Genomic DNA, 15,148 nt, shown 5'->3' with positions numbered 1-15,148 from the left:
ATGTCTCACGTCCTCTCAGTGTCCGTGTCGTCTTCGTACAACGTAATCGCACCGTGCGACAAATCGCCGCCGGCGGCCAGAGTTTTCAGCGTGCGAGCTCCTGTATCCGATGCGAGGACCAAAGCCATCGCTCGAGCCATGGCAACGATGACGGAGCGCTGAACCTCCCCGATCGAACCAGCGGCGGCGTTGTTCACGCTCAGGACGCCGAAGACCACCCCGTGCGCTTTGACGGGAACAGTGAGGAACGTGTCGTACCGCACGTTCTCCCACACCAGGTCAGAGACGACGTCCGGGTAATTGTGGACATCAGGGTGCTCGTCTGGTTGGTCCAGAAGACGCCAGATGTCGTGGTGCGCGTTCTCGGACTCGCGCCACGGCCTCTCGGGCTTGTCACGCCTACCGACGGTCGCTCCGTGCTTGGGGTCTCCGAGTACACGATTGCCGGGTATCCGGGACAGCAGGGTGTAGTAGGTCGCCCGCGTGTTCGGCCCAATCGAGTTGGCTGCGGATCGAGCAAGGTGACGCCTGAGCGCGAGGATCTCAGTGGACCGGGATGACGCTTCTAGGAACATCACTTCGATCGCCTCGAGCATGAAGATGTTGAGCTCCGAGACCGAACGCTCAGCGGTGGCAACACTGCCGGTGTACTCGAGCATCGCCGCATCTTTCGCCTCCTGCAGCTCAGCGTCGGTCTTGCGTCTCGCTGCGCGCTTGTCGAAGTCGTCCCCGATCCGGTCGAGAGCCACAGCGGCAGCAGCTGAGCAGATGCTCACGATCACGACGGGCGTCGTCCATCCTCGCGGTACCCCATCGTCGTCGACGAAGATTTTCGGCAGAAGACCGATGGCCACCGCTGTCAGAGCGATGAAGCCACTGAGGACGTAATTCTTCCGGAGGGCTGTGGCTAGCGGTCCGAAGAGGTCAAGGAGAGAGTCCGACCACTTTCGTGTGTCGGCGTCGTTCGACACCATGGCCGAAGCATGACAGCGACTCAGCTCCCCGGCAACACGCTCGGCTCGAGTCCGACGGTTTCGTCGAGATGGCCGCGAACCGGTACACCCGCGTCGCAGCGCTCTCCGGACCCGCACACGAATAAGCCGCCGTGCTTCTGGCTGCGCTCCACACCTGGGCGGTCGAATGCGCCGACCAGTCAACTGCAGAAGCACGCAAGGCAGCGGCTGCGGCGGCAACCAAGCTCATCACTTCCCTCGAGGCGCAAGATCTCGAGGCGTACCGCGCGCTCCAGGACGCAGCTGCGTCCTTGATCGCGGGACTCAACAACGACCTGTTTGCCAGCACGGAAACCGCAGTTCGAGGCCGCGTGAAGTTCCACGCTGCCGCCGCGTAAGCGAACATCGACTGGGTTGCTTCGACCGCGACTGCTCGGGCTCTAGCGGAGCTCTGACGTTCGTCCCCTGGACGCGACTCAGAGAGTGGTCGGCGGGGAGTTACGCGACCGTTATCAGCTTCGATCGGCACAACCGCGCGGAAGTAGCACAAGTGACATTTGACTACGAGGTTGTCGTGGCACGACGCTCAGGGCATGACCTGGCACGAGCTCGTGAGCGGACTCAGCGTTGAGAACCGCGCTGCACTGGCTGCCGCACTTGCCGATGTCGCGGTCGACGAAGGCGATTCGCTCGAGTCGTGGCTCCGTCACTGGTTCCCCAACGTCCACTCGAAGAAGATCGCCCCGAAGACGATCGCGTCGTACCTGACCTCGATTGAGCAGCAAATCGTGCCGGCGATCGGAACCGTCGGCCTCCGCGCGCTCACTCCGACACACGTCGGGCTGGTCGAGCAGTTCATCCGTAACCGTGGGCTTGGCGGGGCCAGCGCACAGCAGGCGTATCGGGTGCTGTCTCTCGCACTGCGGGACGCGGTCCGATATGAGCACATCTCGCGCAACGTCGCGACTCTGGTCGGCGCACCGAAGAAGAAGCCGGCGCAGCTGGTCGCTCTCACCGCGGACGACGGGGCGCGGATCCTCGAGACAGTGCCGTATGGCCGGCTCGGCTCCCGCATCGCTGCCGCCCTGCTCACGGGTGCGCGGCAGGGGGAACTCCTTGGCCTCAAGCTCGACCGTGTCACCGACGAGCTCGATCTGTCGTAGCAGTTGAAGCGGTTCTCGTGGTCGCATGGCTGCAGGAGGCACTCGTCTGACATGCCATGCTGCGGCGCGCGGCAGGGGTCGAAGTGTCCCGAACGGCACCTGGACGCTCCGGAGGATCAGGAGTTCCGTCACCTGACGGGTGGACTGTGGTTGTCCCGGCCGAAGTCCGCTGCAGGTTGGCGTGTGGTTCCGTTGGTGGATCCGCTGCGGTCGATCATCAAACGGCGTGTGCAGGTTGCTGTGGAGGAACCAAACCCGCAGGGGCTGCTGTCGACGTCAGGCCCGAAACGCACTGGGCAGGGCGACACCCTTGCCCTCGACGGGTCTCCGATCGATCCGCCTGACGACAAACGTGATTGGCACGAGGTGCTGAAGAGAGCGCACGTGCGGGACGGTCGCCTTCACGACGCACGGCACGCAGCTGTCGAGCTGCTCTACGCAGCCGACGTCTCAGAAGCAGTCATCGGCGACATCGTCGCCCACTCCACCGTGACGATGTCGAGGGCATATCGCTCGCGAGGAGATCGCGGCGCTCAACGCGCAGCCCTCGAAGCCATGGCGCGACTCGTCACACCCACCGATCCAGCATCATCAACAGGGGGAACACCATGAACCGTCACACCAGAATCGCATCGGCCTTCGTAGCTGCAACAGCCGTCGGACTTCTGCTCGCGTCCTGCAGCGGAGGAGCGCCGGCCGATCAGGGGGAAGCAGCGAACAGTCCATGCGTGCCTACCTCGCCTCGATCCCGGAAGGGTGGCAGTCGCAGAACCTGCGAGCAGTTCGGGAGTAGGCCGCCGTCGTCTGACTGCCACAGGCGACTCCGACGTGCCCGAGCTATCTTCACGTCATGAGCCCGACCATCACTCGTCACATCGAGGGTGACCTCAAAATTCGTTACCTTCCGCGTAACGCAAGCGGAGGTGAGAGTAATGGCGACTGGCTGAGACACTTGCGCCACCCATCGCTGCAAGCAAGGTGGATTGCTGACGCTGACGGGAAACATGGTCATTGGGCTGTCGCGCGGCAGCACCTCGAGTTGGTTGCCAAAGCGATTGCCGACGTGGTGGGAGAGGTCGACATCTTCGAGGAGTACCACCGGGATGTCGAATGCAACAAGTCTTGCCGGAACGCGAAGCGGGACGAATGCGTGTGCGGCTGTTGCGGTGAAAACCACGGGACCGACTTTGGTGCTGGTACCCGAGTCGGCTTCGCGCGTGTCAGTAGCAGCGCGCGTACGGACGGTGTCGTCGTGGTTCATCGACGTCTAACACGAGATGACGCTGCTACCCGCGGGGGAACTGCCTGAGGCTCCGCCCTCTGTCGGTGGTCTTGGTGAACATGATCAGCATGGCCGAGCACAAATGGGCTGCGCCTCAGCACCAAGACGTTCCCGTCTACGCGGCGGCATCACTGCCGCCCGACCAGATCGGCGGTCCGGAGGGGCTTGATGCGTGGGATCCGGTCTGGATCGACCGTCTGGCCTTCGATCAGATCGCCGAACTCGAGATAGTGAAGGCGTTCGCCGTCGCCCGATCGGATGTCGCCGTGTACGTCGAGATGTCGTGGCAGGGGCGGCTGCAGCACGCTTGGGTGCCGCGGCGGTCCGTCACTCTGCGCAGGCTCGCGCCACGTCGCGACTGATGGCACGACGGCGCCGCGACCGATGGGCGCTTGGCCCTGCATTCTCGCTGCCGGAAGCAGCGCGAGGCGGGCCCGACTACGACGTCCTGCCGCCCGACCCCGTCCTCGCCTGGGTGCAGTTCCCGGACCGCATCCTCGAGATCGAGGCGCGCGTCATCGCCTACACGGAGCGCGCGGTGCTCGTTGAGTGGGGCTTTGGCCAGGCAGCCGAGTGCGCTCGGGTGTGGAGAGATGCCATTCGCTCGCGTCAAACTGGCGCGATACCAGTCGCCTTGTAGAAGACTACCGTGAGGATCACACCGAGCACGGTCCCACCGGCTGCGGTCAGTACGCCGGCCTTGACACTCGTGACAGCGGAGCGGAATTCCGCCCGCGTGCCGCCCCGGAACCGGTGATGGCGCGCGCGCTTCGACTCTCTCGACATCAGGAATCGAGATGTTGCGAATCCAGCGACTCGTGCGCCCGCCGAAACGATGGAACCGTACGTGACAAGGAGGCCGTCGAGGTCCCCCACAGCTATCTCAGCAACCCACACTCCTGCGAGTACGAAGCCAGCCACGACGGGCAACGCGGCGACCACCTTCCACCATGGAAAAAGCCGTTTGCCCTCCGCGCGCATGTACGCGACAAGCTCGCGGCGGAACTCCTCGTCGTTTGCATGAATCTCCGCCGGCCAACCCCTCGTGAAGGTGACATGGCCCCCAGCACCGGTAACCGACATCCGTTCCCGTTCGGAGTCGCTGAGGTTCGGAACTTGGGCAAGCTCTACGTCGCGAATCATGGATGCCTGCGACCAGCCTCCGTTGTAGCCCTCCTGGGGGGCCCGCACCTGAACTCGAATTGCCACGTCAACGTGTTCCGGCTTCAGAGGGCCCTCGGGGCCATCCATCGCCTGTGAATGGAGGCGCATGAGCGCGACGATGCCCTCCACAACGTCGATGTCGTAGCGACGAGCACCGATCGTGGCGGCCGCTCCCTCGCTGCGCAGGTCAATCCCATATAGCCAGTCCCACATGTCAGCGAATCTAGTCGTCCTCCTGCTTCGGACGCGGTCCTCGGCCGACCCCCGTGTCCGGGGGCGCTGCCGTCGTAGTGCGCGTAGTCATGCACGGGCGGAAGCGTGCAGCGGGTTGCGTGCGGCCCGCTCTCGTCGCACGGCCGGTAGTCGCCGTACTCACCGCGGAGACGCGTGCGTTCGGGGAGGACATCGAAGTAGCCAGGCCCAGCCATGTCGCCTCCATGGGTGCCATGTACGTCAAGTAGTCGGCCGCTCACGTCTGGGTTCCGCGCGCCACAGCGGGTTGGTCAGGGTCTTGAAGGGTCCTCGTACTCGCGCCGCGATCGTTAGGTTCGCTGTGCCACCGGTCCGTTACGCCCGAGGCGTGGACTGGCGGCTAGGTGCGGTGCTGATGCGTGTCGGCTGGCACGAGGAGTGTTGGGGCACGACGAGTGGGCCGTCAGGTGGCTGATGCGACTTGCTCAGCCCCTGACACGTACCCGGCCCACTCGAAGGCGGTGCCTGCTTGTTGTCGCGGTGCGGCTCCGCGGGCGGACCACCACCATTTCGTCGGAGCCAACCCAAAGTGGCTCCGACAGCCCATCCCAGGCGAGACAGCGCCGGGAAGCGCTGGCTGACGGCCGCTCAGTATGCTCGACCCATGGCCGGCACGATCTTCGTCATTGCGTTCCTGCTCGCCGTTTTGGCGATCGTCGTTACTGCGCTCGTCACCATGGCGCGGGATACACCTGTTCGCCGGGCGGCCGGACGATCAGCCATGGTCGAGGCGCAAGCTCTGCGCGAAGTCGAGCTAGAAGAAGCCAAGGCGCGCATTCGGGCGGCGCGCGAGGAAGCCCGAGAGTGAACAACGATGTCACGTGGGTTGCAGTCGCTGGTTTCCTGCTCTCCCTCGTCAGCCTTGGCACCCAGATCGTCCAGGGAGTGCGGAACCGGGCACGGATCGCGGTCAGTCTTCGCGGAAACGGATACGCGTTCGCCGATCCAGCAGGGGACTTCATCGAGCAGGTCGAGTACACGGTCGTCGTGCAGAACCTGGGCAAGTCCCCAGAGACTGTCTGGGACGTGGGCCTTGAGGACAAGCGCAAGGGGGCGGAGAACGACGTTGCAATCCGAGAGGTCCGCTTCCTCAAGGAGAAGACAGATGTCTACCAGGCCAGCTTCGGAGTGGACCCTTCGAGCGCAACGGTGGACGGGCCTGCACTTCCTCATCAACTTCCCGTTGGGGCGGTTGCTGAGTGGAAGGTGCTCGACGAGGCAACCCGTCTTCACGATCCGACTGCACAGTGGCGCGCGTTCGCAGTCCGGCTGCGTCGGCGAGGTCGCGAGAAGGTGTCGAGAGGGTCGGAGCCAAAGCCGAGGATCGCGTTCTTCCCAGACGAACCCGCTGCGTGAGCCGAAGACTTACTGGTCCGCGATACGCAGAATGCCCGCCGTCTCGGGCGGGCATGCGGTGTTACGGACGGGTTAACCCAGAGATGAACACCCTGCTGCTGTTTCGGCCTGGGAGCGTCGTACGGGACCTGACGGAGGCCCTCAGACGGTCGATAGCCAGCAGCATGGGGAATCTGACTTGGCCTGTGATCATCTCGCTCGTGGGGCTGCTCATCACGATCTCGGGTGGCTTCATCCGGTTTCAGAGCGAGTCCTCAGCGCTGCGCCATCTAGAGCGCTTAGTTGAAGTTACCGAGAAACTGAAGAACGACAAAAAGGCAGGGAGCGTCACTGACGACGTCCGTCGGGTGCAGAGCCTTTATGCGAAGAGGCTCGAGCATCTGTTCAACTCGCAGGCAAAAGCCCGGAACGTCGTGACGGCGATCATCGTCTTGCTTGTCGCTTGTCTGGGTGTCGGCGCCAGTGGCTACGCGACGCTCGAGGCGTCCAGCGGCCTGGTCGACTTCGACAGTTTCGGCACCTGGGCCTGCGTGGCACTGGTCGTTCTCAACTTGGGCGGCGTGGTGATCGCGGTTTGGAAGCTGTGGTCCACAGCGCGGAAGTCAGCGTCTGTGCAGTGACAATGCCGGCCATCTCGGGCGGGCACGCGGTGTTTACCGAAATGACAGCGCAGACGTGAACAGCCCCCTTGTCATTCGCGTCCGCAGTGTCGGAGCCGGCGTCGTGTGATCGCTACGCTGCTGGTATGCAGGTCGCGCTCGTCATCCTTGGCTACTTCGGGTCCGCGGCGGGCGCGACTGTATTGATCGCCATCGGCACGGGGATCGCACGGGCGAGGGGCGAGCGGCGTCCCAGGCAACGTGCTGCAGCTATCAAGGCAGCAGCGGAGACGCGAGCACTCCTGAAGGCGACAGACGAACTCGCGATCCGCGCGATTGAGGGCCACATCGGTTCGGAGGCCACTCAGCTACACGCTTTCATCGATCGGGAGAACGCCGCTGTACTGAAGCGGGAGACACGCGTCCCATGGCGCAAGACCCGTCTAGCGTTGGCGATGGCGGCGCTTGGAATGTCAGTGCTCGCTTTCTTCTTGCCGGGGTTCGGGCTCCCGTCAGGTGTATCAGCGGGCCTGACTGTGCTCGCGGGCGCCCTCGCTGGGGCGAGTTTGACGTGGACGATCCTCGCTTCAATCGAGACCGCGCTCTCGAAGCGAAGGGTTGCCGCGACCTCACAATGGCTCGAGTCAACGTACATGGCTCACAACGGCGCGCACGCGACGACCGATCTGAAGGCGCCCGATTTTGACGCGCGGGACCGGTAGTTTTCCGTCATGATCATCTCCGCCTCCACCGAGTGGCACCCGGCCTGGACCTCCTACGAGTGGTGGGGCGACATCGGCACTGGGCTATTGAGCTTCATCTCTGCGGTTGTGATCGGGGGCGCGACCGTAGCAATCGCTGTCCGCTCGCATCGTCTTGCGGCAACGTCGGCCCGCGACGGGGAGGCTCGTGCCGCCCGAGACGACGCAGAGCGGTACCGAGATCAACTGATCCGCGTGGTCGAACCTGCTGTCTCAGAACTCGTCCTGTACGGCAACTTGGTCAATTCGGCGGATCGACTGGACACAGTCGCCGAACTGCAGGCCCGCGCTTCAACGATCGCACGTATGAATCTCGTTGAGGCAGTCGCCAGAGAAAGGGACCGAGAGGTCGCCGTAGCGATCACCGAAGTGTTCGTTGAGGGATCGCGTGTCGTGCGGTTCGGCAAGTTCGTCAGGGTGCAAGTAGCCGGCGGCATGGCAGAAGCACTAGCCGACCTGCTGGGCAGACAGAAAGCACACGCGGAGCTTGTCGCAGACATCCGAAGCACGGTCGGGCGAGAGAAGGTCCGAGCCGGAGCGCGAGGTGCGCAGGCGGAGGAAGCCGAAGAAGTGCCTTGATTGACATCTAGTCGGAGGCTTGACGTCGGTGGTGCCAGATCCTCTGTAGTCGAGACTTGACACCACCGTGGCCTATCAAGAGGTGCGACGTTCGGCGCGTGGGTTCTGGTCCCGCAGTCGCTTGCTCCGCCAGATCTCGCGGAGTCGGTTCGTGTTGACGTACACCGCGCCGTCAGCCGTGTGAGTCGCGAGGCTGTCCTGCTGCCGCGGTCGTCACCCTGCGCGCCGAGGTCGTCCGGCTGCGCCGGGTCCTCGCGCAGCACGCGCCGGACGTGACCGTGACGTCGCGGCCGTACCGGGTGACCGGGGTCCGGACCGACGTCGACGGCGTGCTGTCCGCGCTCGAACGCGGGGCGCGCCTCCAGGCCGTCGACCGGTACGCCGGACCGGTCCTGCCGGGCTCCGCCGCACCCGGCGTCGACGCGGTCCGTGACCTGGTGCGGCTGCGGTTCCGCGAGTCGGTCGTCGCCGACGGCGGCGTCGACGCCCTGCTCGCGTGGGCGCGCACCCCGGACGGTGCGACCGACGCGCTCGTGCTGCGTGCGCTGCTCGCTGTGCTGCCGCGGCGGTCGCCGCGACGGGCCGGTCTCGTGGCCGCGATCGAGGCGCTCGAGGGCTCGTGAGACGGTCGACGACGGGCCGGGAGGCGCGGGTCGGGCTGGTAGTGTTGGCCTCCTCGCGAGTGTGGTGGAATCGGCAGACACGGGGCACTCAAAATGCTCTGCCTCACGGCGTGCGGGTTCAAGTCCCGCCACTCGTACCAAGCACTCATCCGACTGATCGATCTGCGTGGTCTGGGATACGGCACTTCCGTCGTCTAGTAGGCTTTCGTCCGTGAGTGACACAGAAGCAACAGCACCAGCACCCCGTCGCGTCGTCGTCGCCGAGGACGAGTCGCTCATCCGCCTCGACATCGTGGAGATCCTCCGCGACAACGGGTTCGACGTGGTCGGTGAAGCTGGTGACGGTGAGACCGCCGTCCAGCTCGCGACCGACCTCCGCCCCGACCTCGTCGTGATGGACGTCAAGATGCCCCAGCTCGACGGCATCTCCGCAGCCGAGAAGCTGTCCAAGAACCACATCGCGCCCGTCGTCCTGCTGACCGCGTTCAGCCAGAAGGACCTCGTCGAGCGTGCCACCGAGGCCGGCGCGCTGGCCTACGTGGTCAAGCCCTTCACCCCGAACGACCTGCTCCCCGCGATCGAGATCGCCCTCTCGCGGTACCAGCAGATCATCACGCTCGAAGCCGAGGTCGCCGACCTCGTCGAGCGCTTCGAGACCCGCAAGCTCGTCGACCGCGCCAAGGGCCTGCTGAACGAGAAGATGGGCCTCACCGAGCCCGAGGCGTTCCGCTGGATCCAGAAGGCCTCGATGGACCGCCGCCTGACCATGCACGACGTCGCGAAGGCGATCATCGAGCAGCTCAGCGCCAAGAAGTAGTCCAGCGCTCCACCGTCGCTCACGGAACGCCGCCGGACCCCCTGGGGTCGGCGGCGTTCCTTCGTCCGGGGGCGGGGCGTGTGCCGCGACCACCTGGCAGGCTGGAGAAATGGACGACGTGGTGATCCGGGCCTCCCGGCCTGACGACATGCCGGCGGTGGCCGACCTGCGGTGGCGGTGGAGCGTCGACGAGGACGGCCGCACGCCGGTGCAGACGCCGGACGAGTACCGCCGTGCGATGACGGAGTTCGCGGTCGACCACCGGGAGTCGCACCGGTGCGTCGTCGCCGACCGGGACGGTGTGGTGCTCGGCATGGCGTGGTTGGCGGTCCACCCGCGACCGCCGGCGCCGCACGTCGACGGTGACCGGTTCGCCGCTGAGCTGCAGACGGTCTACGTGCACCCGGAGCTGCGCGGTTCCGGCGTCGCCGGACGGCTCGTCACGGCCCTGCTGGAGCTCGCCGACGAACTCGGCGTGGAGCGGACGTCGGTGCACTCGAGCGTGGACGGCGAACGGCTCTACCGGAGGCTCGGGTTCGGCGACGCCCGCCTGCTGCTGCAGCGACCGCCGGAGGACTGAGTCGTCGGTCCGTCGCTCCGTCGGTCAGCGACGCTCGCGGATCATGTTCGTGATCCGCACGGTGGAGCAGCGACGACCCTGGTCGTCGGTCAGGACGATCTCGTGGGTGGTGAGCGTGCCGCCCAGGTGGATGGCGGTGCACGTGCCCGTGACGATGCCGCTCGTGGCGCTGCGGGAGTGCGAGGCGCTGAGCTCGATGCCGACGGCGTAGCGGCCGGGCCCGGCGTGCACGTTCGCGGCCATCGAACCGAGGCTCTCCGCGAGGACGACGTAGGCACCGCCGTGCAGCAGGCCGACCGGCTGGCGGTTGCCCTCGACGGGGATCGAACCGACCGCCCGCTCGGCCGAGAGCTCGGTGATGACCATGCCCATCTTCTCGGCCAGCTCGCCCATGCCGCGTTCGTCGATGCGGGGATCGATCGTGGTCGATGTGGTGTCGTCGGTCACGGTCTGCGTCGACCTTCCGTGTCAGCGGGCGTCGGTAGGCTGTCCGGGTGTCGGACTCCGCAAAGCCTACCCTCATGGTCATCGACGGCCACTCGCTCGCCTTCCGGGCCTTCTACGCGCTGCCGGTCGACAGCTTCGTGAACCGCGAGGGGCAGCACACCAACGCGATCCACGGATTCATCTCGATGCTGCTGATGCTGCTGCAGCGCGAGAAGCCCACCCACCTGGCGGTGGCGTTCGACATCTCCCGGTTCTCGTTCCGCACCCGCGAGTACGCCGAGTACAAGGGCACCCGCTCCGAGACCCCGGCCGAGTTCAAGGGCCAGATCCCGCTCCTGCAGCAGGCGCTCGAGGCGATGGGCATCACCACCGTCACGAAAGAGGACTACGAGGCCGACGACATCCTCGCGACCCTCTCCAAGCAGGGTGCCGACCAGGGCTTCAAGGTCTACGTGGTCTCCGGTGACCGCGACTCGATCCAGCTCGTCAACGACGACGTCACGCTGCTCTACCCGTCCGTCCGCGGTGTCTCCGAACTCACCCGCTACGACCGCGACAAGGTCTACGAGCGCTACGGCATCGAGCCCCACCAGTACCCGGACATCGCCGCACTCGTCGGCGAGACCAGCGACAACCTGATCGGCATCGACAAGGTCGGCGAGAAGACCGCGGTCAAGTGGGTGACCCAGTACGGGTCGCTCGACGGCGTCCTCGAGCACGCCGACGAGATCAAGGGCGTCGTCGGCAACAACCTGCGCGAGCAGCAGGACCGGGCGATCCGGAACCGCCGGCTCAACCGCCTGGTCACCGACGTCGAGCTGCCCGTCGGTCCCGCCGACGTCGCGCTCCGCCCGGTCGACGAGACCGCGGTGCGCGAGCTCTTCGCCAAGCTGCAGTTCCGCACGCTGCTCGACCGCGTCTTCAAGGTGGCCGGGTCGGGCGACCCCGCCGAGCCCGCGGCCGAGGGCACTGTCACCGACGGCGCGCCGACCCCGCCGCCCGTCAAGACGCTGATCGACGAAGAGCTCGGCTACTGGCTCGAGCGCCGCAACGCCACCGAGGCGGCGAACGGCTACGGCGTCGCGGTCGAGGTCATCGACGGACGCCTCAGCGCCATCGGCATCGCGACCCACGACGACGCCGTGCTGGTGCCGGGCGGCAGCGGCGCGAAGGACTACGAGCAGCTCTCGGCCTGGTTCGCCTCCGACGCCCCGAAGCACTTCCACGACGCCAAGGCCGCCATCAAGGCGCTCGGCACCGCCGGCTTCGTCGTGAACGGCATCGCCGGCGACGCACGGATCATGGGGTGGCTCGCGCAGCCCGGCAAGCAGGGACAGCCGCTGTCCGACCTCGTCTACCAGGAGCTCGGCGAAGAACTGCCGACGGCCGACCCGAACCAGCTGGTCCCCGAGACCGACCCGGTCAACGTCGGGGTGCACGCGTGGTTCGTGCTCCGCGTCACCACGGCCCTGCGCGCCCGGATCGACGCGTCCTCGCTGCAGGTCCTCGACGACATCGAGCTGCCGCTCGTGTCGGTGCTGGCGGGCATGGAGACCATCGGCGTCGGCATCGACCGCCCGGTGCTGACCGGCCTGTCGAAGGAACTCGGGGAGCGCGCCGCCGAACTCGCGCAGCAGGCCTTCGCCGAGATCGGGCACGAGGTCAACCTCGGATCGCCGAAGCAGCTGCAGGAGGTCCTGTTCACCGAGCTCGCGATGCCGAAGACCCGCAAGACCAAGACCGGGTTCTCGACCGACGCCGCGAGCCTGGCCGACCTGCAGGATCAGCACCCGCACCCGTTCCTCGGGCTCCTGCTGCAGCACCGCGACGCCACGAAGCTCCGGCAGATCGTCGACACGCTCGACGCCGCCGTGGTCGACGGTCGCATCCACACCCGGTACGAGCAGACCGGTACGAGCACCGGGCGGGTCTCGTCGACCGACCCGAACCTGCAGAACATCCCGGTGAAGACGGCCGTCGGTCGCCGGATCCGGTCGGCGTTCGCGGTCGCTGAGCCGTACACGACGCTCGTCACCGCCGACTACTCGCAGATCGAGATGCGCATCATGGCGCACCTCTCCGGCGACCCGGGGCTGATCCAGGCCTTCAACGAGGGCGAGGACCTGCACCGCTTCGTCGGCGCCCGGGTGTTCGGCGTCGACCCGTCCGAGGTCTCCAACGAGATGCGCACCAAGGTCAAGGCGATGTCCTACGGCCTGGCCTACGGGCTGAGCGCCTTCGGTCTGTCGAAGCAGCTGCGCATCGAGCAGTCCGAGGCCCGCACCCTGATGACCGAGTACTTCGCCCGCTTCGGTGCCGTGCGGGACTACCTGCGCAACGTCGTCGAGCAGGCGCGCGAGGACGGCTACACCGAGACGATCTTCGGTCGCCGTCGCCCGTTCCCCGACCTGAAGAGCCCGAACCGGGTCCTGCGCGAGAACGCCGAACGGGCCGCGCTGAACGCCCCGATCCAGGGGTCGGCCGCCGACATCATCAAGATCGCGATGCTCGGGGTCGCCGACGACCTGCGTGAAGGCGAGCTGCAGTCGCACCTGCTGCTCCAGGTGCACGACGAGCTCATCCTCGAGGTCGCGCCCGGGGAGCAGGAGCGTGTCGAGGAGATCCTCCGCACCCGGATGGGCAGCGCAGCCGAGCTGACCGTCCCGCTCGACGTCTCGGTCGGTGTGGGGCCGAACTGGGAGAGCGCCGCCCACTGACCCGGGCGGCTCAGGAGCCCTGCCGACCCGCGGGTCGGTAGGGTCGGGGCATGAGCGAAGAGCGTCCTGTCCGCCAGCCATCCGCCGTCGACCGCGTCGCCGAGGACTGGGTCACCACCCTCGTCGACCTCGACCCGACGACCGCCACGTACATCGGCGTCCCGGGGCGCACGGGAGAGTACGGCGACACCTCGCCCGCCGGCGCCGCCGCGATGGCCGAGGCCGCGCGCGGTGCGAAGCGTGCGCTCGACGCCGCTCCCGTCGTCGACTCGGTGGACCAGGTGACGAAGGCCGACCTCGGGGCCGAGCTGGACCTGGTGCAGGAGTCGTACGAGCGCAAGCTGCACCTCCGTGACCTCAACGTCATCGCGAGTCCGGCGCAGTCGGTCCGCGAGATCATCGACCTGATGCCGACCGCGACCGAGGGTGACTGGCAGGACATCGCGAGCCGACTGCACGCGCTGCCCGACGCGCTCGAGGGCATCCGTGAGACCCTGCTCGAGGGCACCCGCGAGGACGTCACCCCGGCGAAGCGCCAGGTCGCGCTCATCGCCGAGCAGGCGGCGCGAACCGGCGCCGAGGGCGGGATGTTCCGTCAGCTGGCCGACTCCGCGGCGTTCGAAGGCGACGGCCCCGTGCCGGAGACGCTCCGAGCAGACCTGCACCGCGGTGCCGAGGTCGCCGCGGCGGCCTACCGCTCGTTCGGCCAGTTCCTGGAGCACGAGCTGCTGCCGCTCGCCACCCCCGTCGACGCCGTCGGTCGCGAGGCCTACGAGCTGCACTCGCGCCGGTTCCTCGGTGCGGTCGTCGACCTCGACGAGACGTACGAGTGGGGCCTCGAGGAACTCGCGCGCATGCGGGACGAGCAGGAGCGCATCGCCGACCGCATCGAGTCCGGTGCGAGCGTCGCCCGGGCGATCGAGGTGCTCGACACCGACCCGTCCCGGATCCTGCACGGCACCGACGCGCTGCAGCGGTGGATGCAGGAGACGAGCGACGCGTCGATCGCCGCGATGGCCGGGACCTACTTCGACATCCCGGACCCGATCCGTCGCCTCGAGTGCCGGATCGCCCCCACGCAGGAGGGCGGCATCTACTACAGCGGCCCCTCCGACGACTTCTCCCGTGCTGGCCGCATGTGGTGGTCCGTGCCCGAGGGCGTCACCGAGTTCGGCACCTGGCGCGAGAAGACGACGGTCTACCACGAGGGTGTCCCCGGACACCACCTGCAGATCAGCCAGGGTGTCTACAACCGCGGCGAGCTGAACACCTGGCGCCGGCAGTTGTCGGGTTCCTCGGGGCACGTCGAGGGCTGGGCGCTGTACGCCGAACGGCTGATGGAGCAGCTCGGGTTCCTCGATGACGACGGGGACCGCCTCGGCATGCTCGACGGGCAGCGGATGCGTGCGGCCCGCGTCGTGCTGGACATCGGCGTGCACCTGCAGAAGACGAACCCCGACGGCGGCGGCTGGACGTGGGAGTACGCGCTCGACTTCATGGGGCAGAACGTGAACATGGACCCCGCGTTCGTCCGGTTCGAGGTCGCCCGGTACTTCGGGTGGCCGGGGCAGGCCCCCTCGTACAAGGTGGGTCAGCGCGTCTGGGAGTCCATCCGCGACGAGGTCGCCGCCCGCGAGGGAGCCGACTTCGACCTGAAGGCGTTCCACCACCGTGCGCTCTCCCTCGGCAGCATCGGCCTCGACACCCTGCGGACCGCCCTGGTCGGGTGACGCGCCGTCGACACGCCCGGTTGTGGGGCCTCCGCCGGTGCGGTTAGACTTGTGCGGCGCAATCCGCGCCACTCAATCAATCGCCACGGCGGTGCACCACGGGGGCCGAGCCCCCGCACGCCATG

At 66.9% G+C, this 15,148-nt stretch carries 15 protein-coding genes and 1 tRNA gene; 13 read left to right on the top strand and 3 right to left on the bottom strand.

Annotated features, from left to right (window positions below; genetic code table 11):
- Positions 1 to 5: 5 nt before the first annotated feature.
- The gene (locus tag DEJ29_RS09935; protein ID WP_111094254.1) at positions 6 to 974 is read right to left on the bottom strand and encodes a hypothetical protein; all 969 of its coding nucleotides are present in this window, start codon (positions 972 to 974) and stop codon (positions 6 to 8) included.
- Positions 975 to 1,546: 572 nt separating this feature from the next.
- On the opposite strand from DEJ29_RS09935, the gene DEJ29_RS09930 reads away from it, so the two are divergent.
- Together DEJ29_RS09930 and DEJ29_RS09925 are read left to right on the top strand one after the other, a co-directional pair.
- Positions 1,547 to 2,116 (top strand): site-specific integrase, encoded by a 570-nt coding sequence (locus tag DEJ29_RS09930; RefSeq protein WP_111094256.1) that lies wholly within the window; start codon positions 1,547 to 1,549, stop codon positions 2,114 to 2,116.
- Positions 2,117 to 3,451: 1,335 nt separating this feature from the next.
- On the top strand, positions 3,452 to 3,760 hold the full coding sequence (locus tag DEJ29_RS09925; RefSeq protein ID WP_146248286.1) for a hypothetical protein: 309 nt from the start codon (positions 3,452 to 3,454) through the stop codon (positions 3,758 to 3,760).
- Positions 3,761 to 4,007: 247 nt separating this feature from the next.
- Here DEJ29_RS09925 and DEJ29_RS09920 read toward each other — a convergent pair whose 3' ends face one another.
- Positions 4,008 to 4,775, bottom strand: a complete 768-nt coding sequence (locus DEJ29_RS09920; RefSeq protein WP_111094259.1) for a hypothetical protein — start codon at positions 4,773 to 4,775, stop codon at positions 4,008 to 4,010.
- A gap of 643 nt (positions 4,776 to 5,418) precedes the next feature.
- On the opposite strand from DEJ29_RS09920, the gene DEJ29_RS09915 reads away from it, so the two are divergent.
- From DEJ29_RS09915 to DEJ29_RS09875, 9 genes are all read left to right on the top strand, one after another.
- Positions 5,419 to 5,622, top strand: a complete 204-nt coding sequence (locus DEJ29_RS09915) for a hypothetical protein (RefSeq protein ID WP_111094260.1) — start codon at positions 5,419 to 5,421, stop codon at positions 5,620 to 5,622.
- Positions 5,619 to 6,170: a hypothetical protein gene (locus DEJ29_RS09910; RefSeq protein ID WP_111094261.1), complete on the top strand. Its 552-nt coding sequence runs from the start codon at positions 5,619 to 5,621 to the stop codon at positions 6,168 to 6,170. The genes DEJ29_RS09915 and DEJ29_RS09910 overlap by 4 nt, the downstream gene beginning before the upstream one ends.
- A gap of 185 nt (positions 6,171 to 6,355) precedes the next feature.
- Positions 6,356 to 6,790 carry a hypothetical protein gene (locus tag DEJ29_RS09905; RefSeq protein ID WP_146248287.1) on the top strand — a complete coding sequence of 145 codons (435 nt, stop codon included), beginning with the start codon at positions 6,356 to 6,358 and terminating at the stop codon, positions 6,788 to 6,790.
- 125 nt (positions 6,791 to 6,915) lie between these two features.
- The gene (locus DEJ29_RS09900; RefSeq protein ID WP_111094263.1) at positions 6,916 to 7,491 is read left to right on the top strand and encodes a hypothetical protein; all 576 of its coding nucleotides are present in this window, start codon (positions 6,916 to 6,918) and stop codon (positions 7,489 to 7,491) included.
- A gap of 9 nt (positions 7,492 to 7,500) precedes the next feature.
- Positions 7,501 to 8,109: a hypothetical protein gene (locus tag DEJ29_RS09895; RefSeq protein ID WP_111094264.1), complete on the top strand. Its 609-nt coding sequence runs from the start codon at positions 7,501 to 7,503 to the stop codon at positions 8,107 to 8,109.
- A gap of 272 nt (positions 8,110 to 8,381) precedes the next feature.
- Complete coding sequence (locus DEJ29_RS09890) at positions 8,382 to 8,732, top strand: hypothetical protein (protein WP_111094265.1); 351 nt, start codon at positions 8,382 to 8,384, stop codon at positions 8,730 to 8,732.
- A 55-nt stretch (positions 8,733 to 8,787) separates the two neighbouring features.
- Positions 8,788 to 8,872, top strand: a tRNA-Leu gene (locus DEJ29_RS09885).
- A gap of 71 nt (positions 8,873 to 8,943) precedes the next feature.
- Positions 8,944 to 9,549 carry an ANTAR domain-containing response regulator gene (locus DEJ29_RS09880; protein ID WP_017887240.1) on the top strand — a complete coding sequence of 202 codons (606 nt, stop codon included), beginning with the start codon at positions 8,944 to 8,946 and terminating at the stop codon, positions 9,547 to 9,549.
- 109 nt (positions 9,550 to 9,658) lie between these two features.
- Positions 9,659 to 10,129 (top strand): GNAT family N-acetyltransferase, encoded by a 471-nt coding sequence (locus tag DEJ29_RS09875; RefSeq protein ID WP_111094266.1) that lies wholly within the window; start codon positions 9,659 to 9,661, stop codon positions 10,127 to 10,129.
- A 24-nt stretch (positions 10,130 to 10,153) separates the two neighbouring features.
- Here the strand turns inward: DEJ29_RS09875 and DEJ29_RS09870 are convergent, their stop codons facing one another.
- On the bottom strand, positions 10,154 to 10,522 hold the full coding sequence (locus tag DEJ29_RS09870) for a PaaI family thioesterase (protein WP_051596794.1): 369 nt from the start codon (positions 10,520 to 10,522) through the stop codon (positions 10,154 to 10,156).
- 101 nt (positions 10,523 to 10,623) lie between these two features.
- Here DEJ29_RS09870 and polA point away from each other — a divergent pair, with 101 nt between their 5' ends.
- Together polA and DEJ29_RS09860 are read left to right on the top strand one after the other, a co-directional pair.
- Positions 10,624 to 13,293 carry a DNA polymerase I gene (polA, locus tag DEJ29_RS09865; RefSeq protein ID WP_111094267.1) on the top strand — a complete coding sequence of 890 codons (2,670 nt, stop codon included), beginning with the start codon at positions 10,624 to 10,626 and terminating at the stop codon, positions 13,291 to 13,293.
- A gap of 50 nt (positions 13,294 to 13,343) precedes the next feature.
- Positions 13,344 to 15,023, top strand: a complete 1,680-nt coding sequence (locus tag DEJ29_RS09860; RefSeq protein WP_111094268.1) for a DUF885 domain-containing protein — start codon at positions 13,344 to 13,346, stop codon at positions 15,021 to 15,023.
- The last annotated feature ends 125 nt before the right edge of the window (positions 15,024 to 15,148 follow it).

The organism is Curtobacterium sp. MCPF17_021 (assembly GCF_003234605.2).
Lineage (GTDB): Bacteria > Actinomycetota > Actinomycetes > Actinomycetales > Microbacteriaceae > Curtobacterium > Curtobacterium flaccumfaciens.
This window is presented reverse-complemented; position numbering and strand designations above follow the sequence as displayed.